Origin of the sequence: Faecalibacterium sp. DFI.5.82 (assembly GCF_029076575.1) — a bacterium.
Classification (GTDB): Bacteria; Bacillota; Clostridia; order Oscillospirales; family Ruminococcaceae; genus Faecalibacterium; species Faecalibacterium duncaniae.
The window spans coordinates 87,246-105,653 of record NZ_JARFIS010000004.1; the positions used below are offsets into that span (position 1 = coordinate 87,246).

The window sequence follows — 18,408 nt, forward strand, 5'->3', positions numbered from 1 at the left end:
AAAATACCCATCTCTATTATAATTTGATTCAGTTAGTGATACAAGGATAGCGTTTCAGTCTCGCCAAAAAATCAGCATAATCAAGCCTATTGACCGGCATAATAAGGTTATTCCTTTGTGCAAATCGGCACGATAGAATATACTTGAGGTGAGTGATTATGCCGATTGATGATTTGACCGCTTTGGGGCAAAAAATGCGGGAAGCCCGAAAGAAAAAAGACCTGACACAGCAGGAGCTTGCGGATCTGAGCCATGTATCTGTAAAACAGATTTCCAATATTGAAAAGGGAAAGATGAATCCATCTTACTTGATTTTGAAGGCATTGGCAAAGGTGCTGCCGCTCTCTCTGGACACTCTGATCAATCCAGATGTTTCTCCAGAAGATGAGGGAGCCAGTCAGATGAAGATGCTTTATTGCAGCTGTCCGTCAGAAATGCGTGAAACCCTCTTGCGCCATACGCAGGAGACCGCGAAAGAACTAACAGAACTATCCGAGAAATTTGAAACGAATTGAGCCGGTGAGTGAAATTTGACTGTTTCCTCACTGGCTCATTTCATTTCCGGGTAAAAAGGGGCAAGCAATGCCGGTGTTAATACACTCGGCCCGCAGAGGGAAAAATCCTGCCGTGATTTTCCCCTCCGCTTTGCTTGTTGAGGGCAGCGCCCCCAAACCCCTTTGAACGCAGAATTTCATTCTGCGGCTGCGCGTTCTGCGAACGCTTTGGACCATGACCGGCTCACCGCTGGCCGTGGTCTTTTTCCTGTTCTTTTTTCTGTTCCTCATCCATTTTCAGCAGCCGGTCCACATTGGCCTTTGCCGTCAGAAGTTCCCGCATTTCTTCACGGGAGCGCCGGTATTCGGCGTAGGTTTTCTTCTTTTCCTCCAGCAGTTTGGCATACTCGGCTTGCAGGTCCCTGACCTTGGGCAGCTTCTTCACGCCCATCTCGTCAAAGGCATTTTTGGCTGCCTGATGGAGCAGGATTTCTTCCTCATGTTCCTCGCGGAATTTCTTGGAGTAACCAGATTTCCGGTAGGCCACATAGGTCTCACGGGTTTTGGCATAATTGATGATATGAGTTCGCAGGACAGCAATCTCTGCCATGCGTTTCTCCGTCGCCTTAATCTGCGCTGACAGCTCATTGTGATGGGCGGTAGCCGCCACCGCTTTTTCTTCCAGCTCTGTATAGTCCAGTAGGTGATGTTCGGTAAGGAAATTCACGGTCTGCGCCATCTGTTTTAAGTTAAAAACCTTGGCCCAGCGTGCATATCCAGCACCTTTCCCGGCCTGCAATTTTGCCTGAATATCCACCAGCAAATTGACCTTGGGTGGCTCCGGCTGCACGGTGGATTTCTTGCGGGGCGTGTGCTGCTTTTCTCCAGCCAGCACCGCACGGATTTCTGTTTCGCTGTACCCGGCTCCCAGCTTGTCATCCATACGGGCTGCATTCTTCCAGCCGGGAGCTTTAAGGCGGATTGCTTTCCCGCGCCGAGATACTTCGCCGCCCATCTCGGAAAGCAGTTTCAGAAGTGTGTCAAAGTCTGCTGGCTTTTGCTCCAGCGCCCGGTCAATCATCACCCGTAGCTGTTCCCGATGGGAGGGCTTGGCTTGTTCGCCCAGCCACTTGTTGTAGCTTTTTCCGTGGGGCTTGGGGTTCTCCACAATGGATAGTCCGTTCTCGATACAGATAGTATCGCTCAAGCGCCGGACGGCTCTGGTGCTGCCCCAAAAGTTACGGAACTTCCGGTCACAATCCGTATTGACCGCCGACCAGATGATGTGATTATGAATATGCGATTTGTCGATGTGGGTGCAGACCACAAAGGAATGATTGCCCTTGGTGAACCGCCTGGCAAATTCTATGCCCAGCCGGTTGGCTTCCTCCGGTGTGATCTCTCCGGGCCTGAACGACTGGCGCACATGGTAGGCGATCACATCATCTGTACCGCGCACGCGTCCGGTGGCGGCAATATACTGCCGCTTTGCCAACAGAAACTCTGCATCAGCAGTCCGGCTGTCACATCCATAGCTGGTAATCAATTTTCCGTTGTCGGTCTTTTGGGGATTTGCCACATAGTCGATGATGTCGCTGACCGCCTGACTTTCGGTGCGACCCTTGCCGATATGCAGGGGCATGATGCGTGTAGTTGCCATGAAAAAATACCTCCTTCCCAAAAAGAAAAGGACAGCCGGTTGAGCTGTCCTTTGGTCAATCTGAATTTTCAACCGGATGCTGTGCTTTTAGAGCTGCAATCCGTTTGGTGTCCACAAAATGAGTGGCATACCATTTTTCAATTTCCGGGTTTCCGCTTTTGCTGAACCGCAGCGGAATCACCGGCTTATGACCCTGCCCGTTTTTCTTTTTTACACCCCACTGTTTGTAGCAGCAGAAGGAAGGTTTTAAGCCGGTTTTCTGTGCGTACACCCGCATCTGGTGCATGATGAATGAGAGTTTGCGCAGATTGACAGTACAGACCTGTTCCAGATAATCCACCCGTCCAAACCGCCAATCCTCATATTTCTGTTTTGGCAGGACACCGACCTCCATCAGCACATCTACCGGAGCCGCATAACCACGGCGCTGGCATTGATGATAGACCGCTGAATGCACTTTTCCAATCAGTTCCTTTTCAGTCATGGCGGTTGTCTTTCTTTTCGTGCCAGTTTTTCAAGACGGCCTCCACCTGAGCGATCAGCTGTTCCTTGTCCGGCATATAGAGAACATACCGGGATGCGAAGATATTGTTGGACAGGCCACCCAGGGCATATTCTGCCGCAATGCTGTCTTTTTCCGTGCAGAGGATAATGCCGATAGGAGGGTTATCGTCCGGGTCGTTGACTTCCGCCGCATAGTAGTTTAAGTACATATTGAGCTGACCGGCAGCCTCCGGCGTCAGTTTTTTTGTTTTCAGTTCAATCAGTACATAAGCGCGGAGAATTTTATTGTAAAACACCATGTCCACATAGTAGTGTGTATTGTTCAGGGTCACACGCTGCTGGGTTCCGACAAACATGAAGCCTCGCCCAAGTTCCAAAAGGAACTTTTCAATCTGTGCGACAAGGGCCTTTTCCAAATCGCTTTCCAGCATGGGCTTGTTTTCCGGTACACCTAAAAACTCAAACACATAGGGATCGCGGACAATATCAGCTGGCTGGCTGATCTCAATCCCTTTCTGTGCCAGAGAGAGGGCCTTCTCTTTGTTGACATCTCCAGCGGATAAAAGCAGCCGTTCATAAAGCGAGCTTTCGATCTGCCGTTTCAGCTCCCGAACAGACCAGCCCGAATTGATGGATTCCTTCTCGTAAAAGCTGCGCTTGTTCTCATCCGTAATACTCAAAAGTTCACAGTAATGAGACCAGGACAATTTGCCAGACACTGTCTGGCATTTTTCATAAGCAAGATAAAATGCCCGCATATTTTGCAAATTAGAACGAGAAAAACCTTTTCCAAACTCCCGTGTCAGCTCTTTGGAAAGTTCCCTTAAGGTTTGTTTTCCATAATCTGCGCGAATCTGATTTTGCTGTTCATACTCCACGATAATCCGGCCAATGTTCCAATAGGTTGTCAAAAGCTGCGTATTAACCTGTTGTGCAACATTTTTTCTGGCATTCTCCAGCAGCTCTCGGATTTCCAAAATCATGGAGTTGTTTGGCGTTAATTGATTTCCCATACACGCCCTCCTTTATCTAAAACTATCCGCACTCGGCGGCAGAATATATTCTTATATAGTATATCCTATTTTTTAGGGAAAGTAAAATAACATCAGTGGCATATTTTATCCATAAACCAAATCCTGAATGGCAAACTTCAAGTCCTGTACCTTGCCCAGCAGCCAGATAGCAGCCATTGGCAGACCAAACGGACTGATAAGAAATGCCATCACCAGCAGGATAATGCCGTTTTGCAGGGAACAGGTCAGCAGAACCGCCACGCCCAGCAGGGCGATTACCATGCTGATAAGCACCAGCACCAGACCGGAAATATAGACGATCCCCACACAAATCCAAACGAACAGGGTCAGCGCCAGAATTACCGGAGCTACCACGATCTTCAACAGCAGTTTCAGAATAAGCCAAATCACCCTCATGTTTCTTCCTCCTCCCATTGTTTCCGAAAGCTCTGGCAAAGAAGTTCCGCCTGTTTTTCATCTTCTTCCGTTACTTCCCGGCGGCCTTTGGTCAGCTTCATCACCTCGTAGCCGCTATAATCGGAAAGCAGCACTTCAAACAGCTCGTCCGGTGTCCGGCTGAGAAGTCCGTCCACACAATAGCGGGAATCCCCATTCCACGTTACACGGAGATACCCATTCCTGCAAGGAAGAACTTCTTCCTCCAGATCACAGGACAGATAATCCTGAAATATCTCCAGCACTTTTTCAAAGGTTTTCATCTATTCTCAACTCCTTTGCAGCAATCTGTTTTCTATCCATATTATCCTGCCGGTACAGCCAAAAGGCAAGGATACGGGCAAAAAGAAAAAGCGGAGGAAGGCGCGGCGAAAAGAACGCCGTTCCTCCCTCCGCAGATGGGGTAACTGTTCCTGTTACGAAAGTTTGGAGAGCCGGGTCAGTATCTCCTTAACGCCGTCCCATAACTGTTCTTGCCGCTGGGATATATCCTCCAGATCGGCATCGTAGATACGCCCGGTTTCATGCACCTTGCGGGTCAGCTGATTCAAGTTGTTGCTGCTCCGGCGCAGCAGGGATACCAGTTCCTTCAGTTCCGGCAAATCCAGCTGCACCACATAGCCGTCCACAGCCATTTTCCGCAGATAGGCGCTCAGGTTTTTTGTCCCAAACTGCGCCATTTTCTGTTGAATCAACTCCATTTCATCAGCGGATACCCAAAACAGAACCGGCACATCCCGCTTGCGCTTGGGGCTGCTCATCGCTCCGGCTCCCGTTTCTTCGGGGCGGCAGGCTTGCGGACCGGCGGTTCCTGTCTGAGCTTTTGCAGGACAGAGCTTTTCTGCTGTTCCTGCATAGTTTTTCTGGCCTGCCTGATAAACAGATCGGTCAGACCGGGATTGACCCCATCCACAACCAGATAGGCACAGTGGCGGGAAGCGCCGCTGTCCTCCGGCATGGGAATGGTCTTTGCCCAGGCTTTATTGTCCTGAGAGATACGCCCGTCATGGTTCTTGTGCTGGATGGTGTTGGCAAGAATAAACTGTACCCGTTCCGTCCCGAACTTTTCCAGCACATCTTTGACCGCCGCCTCCGTATCCAGCCGGTTCTCTGCATAGTGAGCGCTGATAGCCTGTTCAATGGCTTCTTTGCAGGCGCTGTTCGCCTGATATGAGAGGTTGTACTGTGCCATCTCTCCATGCTGGGACGCATAGGCGGCAGAATGGGGGTAGAGAGGGGCAGTCCGTAATTCTTCCTGCGCCCTGCACACATCATCCGCCCGGTTTTCAATGCTGTCCCGGATCACATCCATGTAGCCGGTCTCCAGCTTTTCAAAGTAACGGTACACATCCGCCAGCGGCGAGGGAGAATCCAAAAGCGCCTGGGCCTGTGCGTCGGTCAGCTCCAGCTGCTCCATCGCCATCACGATGTCCTCCCGGACCGTGTACTCATAGGTGTGGTGCAGGATTTCCTCCGGGGGCTGGCTTTTCAGCCAGTCCCGGTAGTTGTCCTGTTCAGCGGCCATCTTTTCATAGAGAGCCGTATTCAGATCGTTGGTATTCATGTTATCGTACCTCCTCGTGTTGTTTCGGTTTCTTTTCGGGGCTGCGGGGCGGCACCGGGCGCTTCAAGCTGTCCAGCACCGAGGGACGCGCACTCTTGGCAACCACGGTTTCCGGCTGGGCATGGCCCTTGCCGTCAATGTTCAGCAGCGTGTCCAGTTCCACCAGACGGGCGGACGTGACCCGCAGATCGTCCTCAAAGGGGAACGGCTTGCCAACTTCCTCCTTGGCAGCGGCCTGCTGCTGGTAAAGGTTCTCCAACTGGTTTTTGACCGCTTCCAAACGCTGGGGCATCTGCGCCAGGGCGTTGTCGATACGGGTAAGATTTCCGCGCGGGTCTGTACCCAGGGTCGCCCGATGGGTCATTTGCCCTTTCAGCAGGAGTGTATATTCCTGTTTCCACGCTTGAAATTCCACCGACATAGTGAATCCACGGTAACTGCCGATCTGCACCGGATCGGAGGTTTTGACCTCCTTACAGGCATCCAGCAGGGCTGCACCGGCATTTTCTTTGTCGGTCAGCACATCGCCCCGGATTTCCATACCGGCAAAGCCATCTGCCGGGTGTGGGTGGGCAGCCAGTGTTTCCAAATCGGCTTCAAAGCCCTGAATATACCCCTTGTTGGTTTCGATTTCCTGCGGGAAGTATTTCAGCAGCTGGTCCTCCAGACGGTACTGCTTGCTCTGATGGTCGGCTTTCATCAGCTTCAGACGGGCAACTTCCACATCCAGGTCCATGCGCTCCTTGATACGGGGGTCTCCGGCGCACAGTGCCTTGATCTCGGCAAAGGACAGCGCCGTTTCGTCCACATCGTCGCAGGAGCGTACCGGCGATTTAGAGGTCATAATCTGGCTGATGAACTTCTGCTTGTTCTCCACCGTCTGCCACAGGTAGGCATCGAAAGTTCCCTCGGTAACATAGCGGTACACATGGACCAGCGGATTCTGGTTGCCCTGGCGCTCGATACGGCCCTTGCGCTGGGCAAGGTCTCCCGGACGCCACGGACAATCCAGGTCATGGAGCGCCACAAGCCGGTCCTGCACATTGGTGCCAGCGCCCATTTTGGAGGTGCTGCCCAGCAGGACGCGCACCTGCCCAGTGCGAACCTTGGAAAACAGTTCTTTCTTCTGCACCTCGGTCTTGGCTTCGTGGATAAAAGCAATCTGCTCGGCGGGCATTCCCTGGGCGATGAGCTTTTGCCGGATGTCCTCATAGATGGTAAAGGCAGGCTCCGGCTCATCCAATGGGATTGCTTCTTCCAACCCGTGAAGCAGCGGATTATCCAGCTGTTTGGCTGCCTTTTTGGATGGGGCTGCCTGGGGCGTGGAAATATCGCAGAACACCAGCTGAGTCAGCTTGTCTGCATCCCCGTCCCGCCAGATCTGCATGATGTTGTCCACGCATTGATTGACCTTGGTGCCGGGTTCATCCGGCAGCAGCTGGTTGATGATGCGCTGGTCCAGCCCCAGCTTGCGGCCATCCGAGGTGATTTTGAGCATATTATCCACCGACGGGTCCACACTGCCTCTGTGTACTTCGGAAGCGCGCTCGGAGAGTGCCTTCACCATTTCCTGCTGATGCTCGGTAGGCTGAGCCACGATGTTGTGGTATTCTACCTCCGGGGTAGGCAGGTTCAGCTGGTCGGCGGTTTTGATGTCCGCCACCTCTTTGAACAGGTTCATTAGCTCCGGCAGGTTAAAGAACTTGGAGAATCGGGTGCGCGCCCGATAGCCGGTTCCCTCCGGGGCCAGTTCCAACGCCGTGACGGTTTCTCCGAAACGGCTGGCCCAGCAGTCGAAATGGGTCATATTCAGTTCTTGCAGGCGGTCATATTGAAGATACCGCTGCATGGTGTAAAGCTCGGTCATGGAGTTGCTGACCGGGGTTCCGGTTGCAAAGATAACGCCACGGTTTCCGGTGATTTCATCCATATAACGGCACTTCGCAAACATATCGCTGGACTTTTGGGCATCGCTGGTGGAGAGACCTGCCACATTCCGCATTTTGGTGTATAAAAACAATAGTGATAGGTAATCCTTTGGACGTAGTATGTGGCCGCAGGCCACATACTCGTTTCCTCTGGATTTTCCCCCACCTCACGCCGGGCGTGCACCTTTCAGCGCACCCGGCGTTCCATCAAACTGATTTACTTTCTTCCTTCAGATTTCAATACCACTGCACCCTCACAGGTACAGCGTACTCACAAATTTCACGGTTTGAGTTTTTCTCGGTATTTCATAATTTTGCGTACCACCTTTGCGTCCAGCTCAGGCGGTATTGGGCTGTTATGAACCATGCGGTGGCACGATTCGCACAGCCATGCCAGATTGGGAACTTTATTGATTCTTTCGATTGGAAGCTGGTTGTCGATGTGGTGACAGTGTTTTGGAACTGTTATGGAAAATGGTTTCCCGCAGCATTTGCACTTTCCCTTATCCCGGTTATAGGCGTATTCCCGGTTCATGAAGTATTCAAAGTTTGCTTTCCAGCCCTTTCCGTCTGCATAGCAGGCAAGGGCGATATCCTCCGGGGTGTTGATGGATGGCCGGTCACAGGGCAGCAGTTTGTGTTTGTTCCGGTAGTTCACATACCGCCTGCGGCCTTCCGCCGTGTAAGGGGTCATCTCCTGGTCAAACGGCTTGCGCTCATGTCGGCTGTGCGTGATAAACGCATAGGTGATTCCAAACCATTTTCCCTCGATGGGAATTGCAAAGGTTTTGCTCTCATATCCTTCGTGCCTGTGCGGAAGATTGCAGAGTGTTTTCAGCGGAACCTGCATCTGGTTATACTGTTTCGGGAACAGCTTTTTCCAAACGGCCAGTGCCGCATTGTTTATCCTGCGGTCGATTGCATGATAGGCGTGTGAACAGATGGATGGCTGGTAATATTGCGCCAGCCCCAGAATGATGGAATTCACATACTGTATCTGGGCGGCCTGTGTGTTGGGCTTTGAATATAGCTCAATACGGTGTACCTGTTCCAGCAGACTGGCAATCTTTTTAGACAGCCGTTCCATGTCCGGCAATGGTTTTCCCACCAGATGTTCCGTCCACGTTGCAGGGTCAGGCGTTTTGCGCTTTCGCTCCGCCTTGACGATGTAACCGATAAAATGTATCCCTCCCTTCCGTAAATCGGTCACATAGGTCTTTTCCTGCGACAGTTCCAATTTCAGTTTTTGCCTAAAGTATTTTGTCAGCTCACGCTTCATACGGAACGCTTCCTTTTCCGTAGAAGTCAGCACCACCCAGTCATCGGCATAACGGAAGTTATACTTTGGAGTGGTTCCTGCCCATTTCAGCCTTCGGGTATCATTGCATTTGTGTTTGCATTTACGATGCGGCTCCATGTAGGTTCGCCCCACATACCAGTCAAAATCATTCAGATATATATTCGACAGCAGAGGGGAGAGGATTCCTCCCTGCGGTGTGCCGGTTTCCGTTTTGTGGTACAAATCCCGTTCGATATACCCGGCTTTCAGCATTTGGCTGATGATTTTCAGCACCCGTTTGTCATGGATGCCCATTCGCCATACTTTTTGAAGCAGTATCCGGTGGCTGATGTTGTCAAAACACCCTTGAATGTCACCTTCCACTGCCCATACAGCCTGGTAGGGGGATTTACACCCGGCATTGATTACATTGATAATGTCCCGGATTGCGTGCTTTTGTGCCCGGTAGGGGCGGAAGCCGTAGCTGTGCGGATAAAATCTCGCTTCGCATATTGGTTCTATGATTAGCCGCACACATTCCTGTATGATTCTGTCCAGTACCGTAGGGATTCCCAGCGGCCGCATTTTGCCGTTGCTTTTTGGAATATATTCACGGCGGGCTGGTTTGGGCTGGTATTTGCGAAAACACGATTGAATCAATAAAATCAGTTCATCTTTTGGCATTTGCAGATATTTGTCCATTTTCATCTTGTCCACTCCGGCGGTTTTACTGCCCTTATTGGACTTGATGTTATGGATGGCGGTCACAATGGTGACTTCGTGCGCCATTGCTTCCACCAGTCCGGTGAACGAAACGCCTTGCCCGGATTTCTCATAGAGCATATCCTGAATGGCTTTCAGTTCCGTTTCCGTTGAAAATCTGACGTTCAAATGCACAAGGCTTTCACCTCGCAGTTCGTCACCCATCTTTCAGGGAGTTATTGGATTTTCGTTTTGTGAAATTTGTGAATCAGTTTGACTCGTACCCTTCGCCGTGGGACATTTCAGCCCCGTGTAGCTGGCGTTATCCAGCCGCAGACTACTATGGTACGGCTGACTTCCTGTATTCTTCATTGTGCTGTAACACTCCAAATACAGGCTCTCAAACGTTCCTGAATCTCTATCCTTGCGGTCATTGCTGTCCATTGAAACCCTTAGGCCGCTACCTTACACCGGGAAAATCTAACCATGCTTTGAACCACAGTTTCTGCATGATTCCGTGTAGACATTTCATTCCACAGGGCATGTGCGGAAAAACCAACCACACACTCTTTTTCCAATTTTCACCCTTTCGGATGCCGCTTACTCTTACGATGCTGCATAGCTTTCACTAACGGATAGCCATAGGTTTCGGAAGCCCGCACCATTATTCTCCATGCCCCCTTGCAGGGGTTTAGGTTTTCAGGTTACGACTTCACCACGCTTTGTACCCTGCATATTTACAGATGTGCAGCGCACAGTGGAGTATTAGCTCTCGTACTGCCTGCGGTTTGACAGACCGCTATGGGATTGCTCCTTTCCGGCATTGGTTCCGTACGGCAGGGAAATTTCATCCCTGATTTCGAGATTCAAATTCTCTGTGATATTTTCTTATTGCTAAGTGCAATCACATGGCGCTGTTCGTCCTTGCTGTCAACAAGGGCTTATGCGCAACGTTTCGCACGGTTTTTGTAGTTGTGTGCCTCGTCCACGAACAGCCGGTCCACGCCCAGCTGCTCAAATGTCACCACATCGTCCTTGCGGCTTTCTGCCTGCAATTTCTCCAGCCTGGCCTCCAAAGATTTTCGGGTGCGTTCCAGCTGCTTGACGGTAAAACGCTCGCCGCCGCTGGCTTCCACCTCGGCAATCCCCTCGGTGATCTCGTCGATCTGCTCATTCAGAAGCCGTTCCTGACGCTCCCGGCTGATGGGGATTTTCTCAAACTGCGAATGTCCCATGATGATAGCGTCATAGTCGCCGGTGGCAATCCGGGCGCAGAATTTCTTGCGGTTGTGGGTCTCAAAGTCCTTTTTGGTAGTGACAAGGATGTTGGCGGAGGGATAGAGCCGCAGAAACTCCGAAGCCCACTGCTCGGTCAAATGGTTCGGCACCACAAAGAGGGATTTCTGGCACAATCCCAGGCGCTTACTCTCCATGGCGGCAGCCACCATTTCAAAGGTTTTGCCAGCGCCTACCTCATGGGCCAGCAGCGTATTGCCTCCGTACAGCACATGAGCGATGGCTCCCAGCTGATGCTCCCGCAGGGTGATGGACGGGTTCATACCGCCGAAAGTGATATGGCTTCCGTCATACTCACGGGGTCTTGTACTGTTCATTTCCTCGTTGTACTGGCGCACCAGCGTCTGGCGGCGCTCCGGGTCTTTCCAAATCCAGTCCCGGAAAGCATCCCGGATGGCCTGCTGCTTTTGGGCGGCCAGAGTGGTCTCCTTGGCGTTCAGGACACGCCGTTCCCTACCGTCCGCATCTTCCACGGTGTCGTAGATACGGACATCCCGCAGATTTAAGCTGTCCTCCAAAATCTTGTAGGCGTTGGCACGGCTGGTTCCGTAGGTGGTATAGGCCGCTACGTTATTAGAACCGACAGAGTTTTTTCCGGTAATCTGCCATTGCGCTGTAAACGGGGTATAGTTGACCTCAATATTCCGCTGCATATAAAACGGGGTATCAAAGGTCTCATACATAAATTGCTGGATGTACGCCTTGTCGATCCAGGTCGCGCCCAGGCGCACCTCAATCTCCGACGCGTCCAGGTCTTTGGGCTGGGCGGCGGTAAGAGCTTCCACATTGGCGGCAAAGGACGGGTCCTGCTGTGCTGCCCGCTGTGCCTGACGCAGCTTACGGCGTACATTGCCGGACAGGTATTCGTCGGCAGTCACATAATGGGGAGTGCCGTCTTTCTCCACCTGTCCCGGCACACGGAAGATCACGCCTTGCAGCTCGGCGGCCAGTTCATCGACGGTCTTGCCGGTCAGCTCCGACATATACGCCATATCCACACAGGCTCTCTCTGCGATGGAGACGGCAAGGGCTTCACTGGCGGTATCCACGGTTTCCACCGCCTTGTGGGGCTTGATGGTACGCTTGGTGAACATATCCGCCTTGCGCTCCAGCTTGCCGTCCTCGTCAATGACTTCCAGCGCGCAGAGCAGATAGTAGCTGGAATCATCAGCAAAGGCCAGCCGGTTCGCCCGGTCATTGATCAGACCATATTTTGCGGAAAAGCTGTCATAGAGCCGGTTCAGTTCAGTCTGTTTGTCCCGGATGGCGCTGTCTGGCGTGGAAGCGTCCATCTCAAGGTCAATGAGCTGCTGGACACATTCCCGCAGACCCACCAGTCCTTTCACACGGGCTTCGGCGGTGGCATTCAGGTCAGGCCGTACCATACGGCTGTTTTCACGGTAATACACATCGCCGTCCACAACGGTGTAGGAGTAATTTTTCACATTGGGGTCAGCAGGGATAGAAGTGTCGATGGTTTCGCCCTCGCCCAGCTCCGGCAGATCGGCCTCCTGGTAGGTGCCGCGAATGTACTTCACGGCATCATGCAGCTGATCGGCAAGCTCCAGCCCCTCGATGGGGTTCACGGTGTAGTCCATGCCATGGGCGGTGCTTTCCGGCTCCTGACGGCCCAGCACCATTTCCGGGTGGTCCAGAAAATAGCGGTTGATGGCAAAGCCGTCCTCGGTCTGACCGGTCTGCGTCCATTCCGGTACGATGTCCAGTGGGCGGTCCCGCTTTTGCAGGAAGATGATGTCCGAAACGACCTCTGCACCAGCGTTTTTCTTGAAAGCGTCATTGGGCAGACGGATGGCTCCCAGCAGCTCGGCGCGCTGGGCAAGATACCGGCGCACAGTGGAATCCTTGGCATCCATCGTGTAGCGGCTGGTGACAAAGGCCACCACGCCGCCGGGACGCACCTGATCCAGCGCCTTGGCGAAAAAGTAGTTATGAATGCTGAAATTCAGCTTGTCATAGGCTTTATCCCGAACCTGATACTGGCCAAACGGAACATTGCCCACCGCCAGATCATAGAAATCCCGCCTATCGGTGGTCTCAAACCCTGCCACGGTGATGTCGGCCTTGGGGTAGAGCTGCTGGGCAATACGCCCGCTGATGGAATCCAGCTCCACGCCGTAAAGACGGCTGTTTCGCATTTCCTCCGGCAGCATACCGAAGAAATTGCCCACACCGCAGGACGGCTCCAGAATGTTGCCGGTCTCAAATCCCATGCGTCCTACGGCTTCATAAATTGCTTTGATGACCGTAGGGCTGGTGTAATGGGCATTGAGAGTGGAACCTCTGGCGGCAGCGTATTCCGACCGGGTCAGCAGCTCCTTCAGCTGAGCATATTCCGCAGCCCATGCGGGTTTCTCCGGGTCAAAGGCATCGGCAAGACCGCCCCAGCCTACATACCGGGATAGGATTTTCTGCTGTTCCGGCGTTGCCTGCCCGGTGGTTTCCTCCAAATATTTCAGCAGCTTGAGTGCCGTGATGTTGGCCTGAAACTTGGCTTTCGGACCGCCTTCGCCCAGGTGATCGTCGGTAATAAGGAAATTCTCAGTGGTGCGGCGCAGGTTGGCCTTGTATTCCTCATAAGAGGCTTCCTCGGCAGCTTTGACATTGGGGAAGGTCTGCCACTCGCCGTTTACCTGAATGGAAACGGGGTGTTCGTCCAGCACTTCATCCAGAGTTTTTTCTGGCTCTGTGGCAGGCGTGGGCGGCTCTGGTTCCTGCTCCAAATGCTGACGGATTACTGAAATCGGTTCCACCCGGAAGATGGGGAATCCCACCGCATTTGCAAAGGTCACATCTTGAAGTTCCACCCGGCCAACATCCGGCTCCAGCTTGCTGACCCGGAAAGTGCGCCCATCCAATGCAAAGGTGGTCTCGCCGGGAATTAGGTTGTGACGGGCATACTCAGCATCAGAAAGCGGTTGGTTCGACTGCTCCTGTTCTTCAGCGGCAATCTGCTCCACATCCGCCATCACGCGCTGAATGAATGGGTCATTGTCCAGCTTTTCTTCGTCCACCAGCTCGCCATTCACAATGCCGCGCTCGGCCAGCGCCTCCCGGATGGCGATGGGGTCGATGTTGTCAAACCGGTCCTGTTCCGCTTCGGTGTAGAACCGATCCTCCTTGATGAGCTGGGCAATCCTGCGCTGCACCTTGGGCCAGGGCAGCTCAATTCCCTCCGGACTTCCGGCGCGGATCACAAACAGGCTCTTGCTGTCACTGCCGCTGTATTCCTGAGCCAGCCATGCGGCGGTATCTTTTTCCCGTCCATGCTTTTCCATGTAGCGGACAACAGCGTGTTTGCTCTGAATATCACCATTCCATGCACGGATGGCATCATCAATATCATCCTGTGAGAGAGGACGCAGCATTTCATGGAGCCGTGGATAGGTCTCGTCAATAATTTCCCGGTGCAGGCGCTGACGGAACACCAGCACATCGGAATAGAGCCGAATCAGCTCCAAATCACTGGAGCCAAGGATGGCACGACGAATCGCGGCATTGCCCTCAATCACAGCATTTTCGCGGTCGCTGTGACCGCAGGCGTTGCGGTATGGTACATCCTCCATAACGGCGGCAAGCACAATGGGCTTGTACTGCTCATGCAGCGCCTGAATCGTTGGAATGGGCTGTTCCGGCATATCTTCCCGCAGAACCTCAGCAGATTCTGTGTCCGGCTGACGGGTTTGCATGGCATCTTCTTCCGCCAGGGCCTTTTCTTCCTGGATTTTGTCGTACTCCGCCTGTTCCTGTTCGGTGAGATAGCGGCCCTTTTGAATCAGATCGGTAATCCGCTTGGCGACTTTCTTCCATGTGAAATGCACATCCGGGCAGCCATCCTTTTTGTAGTGCAGACCTTTTCCATCGTGATCTTCCCAGCTACCCCCAGCGCCGGACAGGGCGTGAGAGTGGCCGCCAGTGCCGTACTCATTCTTGAGAAAATCCACCTTTTCTTTGTCCGTATGGGGGTTCTGGAAAAAGGTGAAAATCCGGCCTTTACCACTTTCAAATCCGCTGCCTCTGGTCATGGCTGCGTCGATCTCGTCCTCTGTGATGAACTGCTTGACCGCAGGTACTTCCATCAGCTGAGAGGTAAAGGCAGTGCGGGGCAGGGACAGGTCTTTCAGGTTTTCCCAAATCTCTCTCGGTTTGTGGTAGTGGAAGCGCAGCAACTCCCGGTCCTGCTGGTAGGCCGTCCAGAAGGCGGCGTATTCTTCCGCAAGGGTCTGGCGAAACTCCGGGCGGTTCAGCTGTTCGGCAAGCCATGCGGATTCCTCCGGGAAACCACGACTCGGATTACCTGCGAGGCTGGGCAGATACCCGGCTTCTCTGGCTTCCTCGCTGAAATCGTGGTACAGATTCCAGAACTTTTCCGCAAGGAGGGAGCGTTCATAGCCTGCCGCCTCGGTCAGCTCCACATTGGCGGCAAACTGGCCATCCTGCAAAAGCTGGCCGATACGCTCGGCGGCGCTCTCCCAGGAAATGACTTGGGCGGACTTGTCGTAACGGGCTGTTTTGCCGTGGGAAAGATGGATGCCGTCCTCGGCATACCATGCGGTGACGCTGCCGATCCCGTTGCCGCCGTGATACAGATTTTTCAGAATGTCTGCGAATTCGGCGGTGGTTTTCTGCTTTTCAAAGGCTGCAACCACACGCTCCCTCTGGCGGTCCGTGTTGCCGCCCAGCCGCAGCACATGGTCGATGTCAGCCTGTGCAAAAGAAAAAGCAGAGGATGCTTTCACATTCTCTGCTTCGTCTATGATTCGGATTTGTTCGTTTTCGGAGAGGAAGAAACTCAGCTGTGAATAAGCTCCGCCATCAGGATTTCCTCGGCCTGGGCCTTGCAGGTGTTCATCAGACCCACCCACTTCATGGGGTCGCTGGCTTTCAGCTGCTCCGTCGCGCCCGCTGCCGCCGCCAGCTGGGGCATCAGCTGCTCCAGACGGATCTGTGCGGTCTCGTCGATTTCCAGCAGGTGTGGGTACAGCTTCTCGCTCATCAGCAGCTGGTTGTAGAGGATGGGACGGTGTTCCTTCAGGTATGATTTCCGCGTCCTGCCGTACTTGCCCAGGGGCTTCTCCGGCTGCTCGCTCAGCTTCAGGTCGGGAATCAGGTAATCTCCGTTCTGGATGTAGTTCATGGGATTCTTCATGATGCTTGCTCCTTTCCGCGAGTTGTTCGCGCCCATAATTTCGGATGGTAACGCCAATCTGCCGCAGCACCTGTTGATTGATCTGGCTGACCGCCGTTCCCAGTGCGCCAATGGTAGCCGGGGTGTTGAAGTCAAAAATCGCCATAAAGTCCTCATGGGTAAAATAGCGTTCCGGCTCCAATCCGCAGCGGGACATCAGGGCGTAGGAAATGCTGACAGTAGCGGCTGCCTTAAACTGTGCTTCGATGTTAAATTCATCATATTCCTCTAAAAAGGAATCGTCAACGATATAGAGCAAGTCCTGGCGATGCTCGTTCCAGTATTCGCCTGCCAGCTTGTGAGCCACCGCCTCCAGCTGCTGGGCAAGGTTATCGCCGCCAACCTCGTAAGTGTGCTCCAGCATGGCCGACACAGGCTCCTGATACGCTTCCTCCATCTTCCACAGCCAGGGAGTGCGGGAATGTTCACGGGTTCCGGTGTCGGAAATATCAAAGACATAACGCAGGCGAGGTCTGTCCCCGGAATCGTCCACCAGAGCGATTCCCTTGGAACCGCGCCTTACATACCGGCCCATCTTTTCATTCCACAAATCGTACTCCGCACAGGCGGTGGCGTCCGGTCGCTGGGCATAGATCATCAGCTGCTCATGGAACGGGTACTTGTAAAGGCGGGAAGCAGTGGTGAGAAACCCTGCCCATTCCTGCCAGCTCCCCGTGAGCTGTGTTGCCACCTTGTCCGCCATCTGTGCATATAGTTCAGCTTTGGTTGGCATGGTGTTCTGTCCTCCTTTCGGTTTTGGGGTAAAAGAAAAGCAGGAAACCTAAATGATTTCCTGCTGGGTGAAACTGTGAATATTACATTTTAGTTATTTAATATCTCTGCAATCGTGTTTGGTGCATATTTATTGAGTTCATGTCCTGCATTTGGAACGATGTGCAAAGTAGCTTGGGGTAGCAATTCTTTTAGCTTTTTAGAAGCCTTTAGATTGGCAGTATCCTTTTTGCCACACAAAATTGTCACTGGACAACGAATATTGTTTAATTGCGAAGTAAAATCCAATGACCGCATAGAGTGAGCCAATTTTATGGTGCTGCTTTTTGATAGTCCCATACTTTCAAAAGCCTTGTTTGGCATACAACGGAAGATAAGATTTTGAAAATTTATCAGTAAACTTGGAACTTTATATTGTGCGCCAATCAAAACCAGAGAAGCCACTTTTTCTTCATGCCGAATGGCAAAATCAATCGCAAGAAGCGCACCTAACGAAAGACCGCAGATACGAAGCGGCTCTTTTACTTCTGAATACCGCTGTTCTAAATCGCCCAAAATCTGCGAATATGATATTTCATCTTCTGCTGAAGAAAAAAGTTCTGGGCAATCGACATCGGAAATTGATAGTTGTTGGACTACTTCTTTCCAGTCCTGTGCAGTTTGTCCCAACCCATGTAAAAGAACCGTTTTCATCTTTCTGCATCTCCTTTCCTGTTATGTAGTAAATAATCGACACCAAAACATACAAGAGAAAGGGCAAGAGTAATACCGCTGTTGAATATGTCAGATCTAAAATCAAACTGGACTTGTGGCAAAAACCAAGCCGAAATATGGGTAATCGCAATCGGCACTGGTATCAAAACCAGAAAGGCAAAGCCAAATGCCCTCCACAAATTTTGCCTACACTTGCGGAAAATTCCATATATTACCCAGATTGCAGCAATCGCAATCAGCGTTATACAAATGCCCAATGTGAATACAACTGCCTTTTTCAAAAGCAAAGACAATATTGCCAATAGTGGAATGGAAATGACACTGGCTACCATCAGAGTTTTCTGAACAATCCTTGTCTTAGTCGTCAAACTTGGAATAACCATAAGCCACGCGGCTACAATTGATACAGAAGCGATCAGTGACCATGACAATCTTTCCGATGTAAAATAATCACAAATCAGACTTACACAACAGGCAATCAATGCCGACGCAGAAATGATTGATAAAATAATACGCTTACCGCTTTCGGATAAATGATAATTTCTCTTTCTATATGGTGGTTCATCTGGCTCAATCATTTCATCTTTGATAAGGTAATCCGAGGACACATTGAAAATACTGCTAAGTTGGACAATAAAATCCAAATCAGGAGTTGACTGTCCCAATTCCCATTTTGAAATCGTTTGTCGTGTAACCGTTACTTTTTCAGCAAGTGCCTCTTGTGAAAGGCTATGCTGCTTCCTTAATTTTTGTATCTTCTCTCCTATGGTCATTGTGGGTATTCCTCCTGCCGTAATATTTGACCAAATTGTATCAAATAGAGGTTCCTGTTTCTACCTACACAAGCAGGAATGGACGCA

The 18,408-nt window shown here is 51.9% G+C and carries 13 protein-coding genes and 2 pseudogenes; 2 read left to right on the top strand and 13 right to left on the bottom strand.

Annotation, left to right across the window (positions count from 1 at the left end; translation table 11 throughout):
* The first annotated feature begins 158 nt into the window (after positions 1-158).
* Positions 159-515: a helix-turn-helix transcriptional regulator gene (locus P0G09_RS07225; protein ID WP_227064297.1), complete on the top strand. Its 357-nt coding sequence runs from the start codon at positions 159-161 to the stop codon at positions 513-515.
* Between the two features lie 223 nt (positions 516-738).
* Here the strand turns inward: P0G09_RS07225 and P0G09_RS07230 are convergent, their stop codons facing one another.
* The 11 genes and pseudogenes from P0G09_RS07230 to P0G09_RS07280 form a co-directional block, all read right to left on the bottom strand.
* Positions 739-2,154, bottom strand: coding sequence for a relaxase/mobilization nuclease domain-containing protein (locus tag P0G09_RS07230; RefSeq protein ID WP_227064298.1), 1,416 nt, complete (start codon positions 2,152-2,154; stop codon positions 739-741).
* 55 nt (positions 2,155-2,209) lie between these two features.
* Positions 2,210-2,638: a hypothetical protein gene (locus P0G09_RS07235; RefSeq protein WP_227064299.1), complete on the bottom strand. Its 429-nt coding sequence runs from the start codon at positions 2,636-2,638 to the stop codon at positions 2,210-2,212.
* A complete protein-coding gene (locus P0G09_RS07240) occupies positions 2,631-3,671 on the bottom strand; it encodes a PDDEXK nuclease domain-containing protein (RefSeq protein ID WP_227064300.1) in 1,041 nt (346 codons plus the stop codon). Before P0G09_RS07240 ends, P0G09_RS07235 begins: the two co-directional genes overlap by 8 nt.
* 105 nt (positions 3,672-3,776) lie before the next feature.
* Entirely contained in the window at positions 3,777-4,088 is a 312-nt protein-coding gene (locus P0G09_RS07245) for a CD1845 family protein (protein WP_227064301.1), read from the bottom strand.
* Positions 4,085-4,390 (bottom strand): hypothetical protein, encoded by a 306-nt coding sequence (locus P0G09_RS07250; protein ID WP_227064302.1) that lies wholly within the window; start codon positions 4,388-4,390, stop codon positions 4,085-4,087. Before P0G09_RS07250 ends, P0G09_RS07245 begins: the two co-directional genes overlap by 4 nt.
* Positions 4,391-4,543: 153 nt before the next feature.
* Complete coding sequence (gene mobC / locus P0G09_RS07255; RefSeq protein ID WP_002571041.1) at positions 4,544-4,888, bottom strand: plasmid mobilization relaxosome protein MobC; 345 nt, start codon at positions 4,886-4,888, stop codon at positions 4,544-4,546.
* On the bottom strand, positions 4,885-5,691 hold the full coding sequence (locus tag P0G09_RS07260; RefSeq protein ID WP_002586584.1) for a DUF3849 domain-containing protein: 807 nt from the start codon (positions 5,689-5,691) through the stop codon (positions 4,885-4,887). The genes mobC and P0G09_RS07260 overlap by 4 nt, the downstream gene beginning before the upstream one ends.
* A 1-nt stretch (position 5,692) precedes the next feature.
* Positions 5,693-7,711: pseudogene (locus tag P0G09_RS07265) on the bottom strand (helicase-related protein); the annotation flags it as partial.
* Positions 7,712-7,899: 188 nt separating this feature from the next.
* Entirely contained in the window at positions 7,900-9,825 is a 1,926-nt protein-coding gene (gene ltrA / locus P0G09_RS07270; RefSeq protein ID WP_275252324.1) for a group II intron reverse transcriptase/maturase, read from the bottom strand.
* Positions 9,826-10,562: 737 nt separating this feature from the next.
* Positions 10,563-15,653, bottom strand: a pseudogene (locus P0G09_RS07275) (SNF2-related protein); the annotation flags it as partial.
* A 53-nt stretch (positions 15,654-15,706) separates the two neighbouring features.
* The gene (locus P0G09_RS07280; RefSeq protein ID WP_227064310.1) at positions 15,707-16,063 is read right to left on the bottom strand and encodes a TnpV protein; all 357 of its coding nucleotides are present in this window, start codon (positions 16,061-16,063) and stop codon (positions 15,707-15,709) included.
* Here P0G09_RS07280 and P0G09_RS07285 point away from each other — a divergent pair.
* Positions 16,050-16,334 carry a hypothetical protein gene (locus tag P0G09_RS07285; RefSeq protein WP_235622954.1) on the top strand — a complete coding sequence of 95 codons (285 nt, stop codon included), beginning with the start codon at positions 16,050-16,052 and terminating at the stop codon, positions 16,332-16,334. The genes P0G09_RS07280 and P0G09_RS07285 overlap by 14 nt on opposite strands.
* A gap of 590 nt (positions 16,335-16,924) precedes the next feature.
* On the opposite strand, the gene P0G09_RS07290 is transcribed toward P0G09_RS07285, so the two are convergent.
* Positions 16,925-17,527 (bottom strand): alpha/beta fold hydrolase, encoded by a 603-nt coding sequence (locus P0G09_RS07290; RefSeq protein ID WP_002578882.1) that lies wholly within the window; start codon positions 17,525-17,527, stop codon positions 16,925-16,927.
* The gene (locus P0G09_RS07295) at positions 17,524-18,321 is read right to left on the bottom strand and encodes a helix-turn-helix domain-containing protein (protein WP_002578881.1); all 798 of its coding nucleotides are present in this window, start codon (positions 18,319-18,321) and stop codon (positions 17,524-17,526) included. The genes P0G09_RS07290 and P0G09_RS07295 overlap by 4 nt, the downstream gene beginning before the upstream one ends.
* Positions 18,322-18,408: the final 87 nt, after the last annotated feature.

Coding starts and splice junctions, on each gene's coding strand:
- P0G09_RS07225 (WP_227064297.1), top strand. CDS start 159: ATGCCGATTGATGATTTGACCGCTTTGGGGCAAAAAATGCGGGAAGCC.
- P0G09_RS07230 (WP_227064298.1), bottom strand. CDS start 2,154: ATGGCAACTACACGCATCATGCCCCTGCATATCGGCAAGGGTCGCACC.
- P0G09_RS07235 (WP_227064299.1), bottom strand. CDS start 2,638: ATGACTGAAAAGGAACTGATTGGAAAAGTGCATTCAGCGGTCTATCAT.
- P0G09_RS07240 (WP_227064300.1), bottom strand. CDS start 3,671: ATGGGAAATCAATTAACGCCAAACAACTCCATGATTTTGGAAATCCGA.
- P0G09_RS07245 (WP_227064301.1), bottom strand. CDS start 4,088: ATGAGGGTGATTTGGCTTATTCTGAAACTGCTGTTGAAGATCGTGGTA.
- P0G09_RS07250 (WP_227064302.1), bottom strand. CDS start 4,390: ATGAAAACCTTTGAAAAAGTGCTGGAGATATTTCAGGATTATCTGTCC.
- mobC (WP_002571041.1), bottom strand. CDS start 4,888: ATGAGCAGCCCCAAGCGCAAGCGGGATGTGCCGGTTCTGTTTTGGGTA.
- P0G09_RS07260 (WP_002586584.1), bottom strand. CDS start 5,691: ATGAATACCAACGATCTGAATACGGCTCTCTATGAAAAGATGGCCGCT.
- ltrA (WP_275252324.1), bottom strand. CDS start 9,825: ATGGGTGACGAACTGCGAGGTGAAAGCCTTGTGCATTTGAACGTCAGA.
- P0G09_RS07285 (WP_235622954.1), top strand. CDS start 16,050: ATGGGATTCTTCATGATGCTTGCTCCTTTCCGCGAGTTGTTCGCGCCC.
- P0G09_RS07280 (WP_227064310.1), bottom strand. CDS start 16,063: ATGAAGAATCCCATGAACTACATCCAGAACGGAGATTACCTGATTCCC.
- P0G09_RS07290 (WP_002578882.1), bottom strand. CDS start 17,527: ATGAAAACGGTTCTTTTACATGGGTTGGGACAAACTGCACAGGACTGG.
- P0G09_RS07295 (WP_002578881.1), bottom strand. CDS start 18,321: ATGACCATAGGAGAGAAGATACAAAAATTAAGGAAGCAGCATAGCCTT.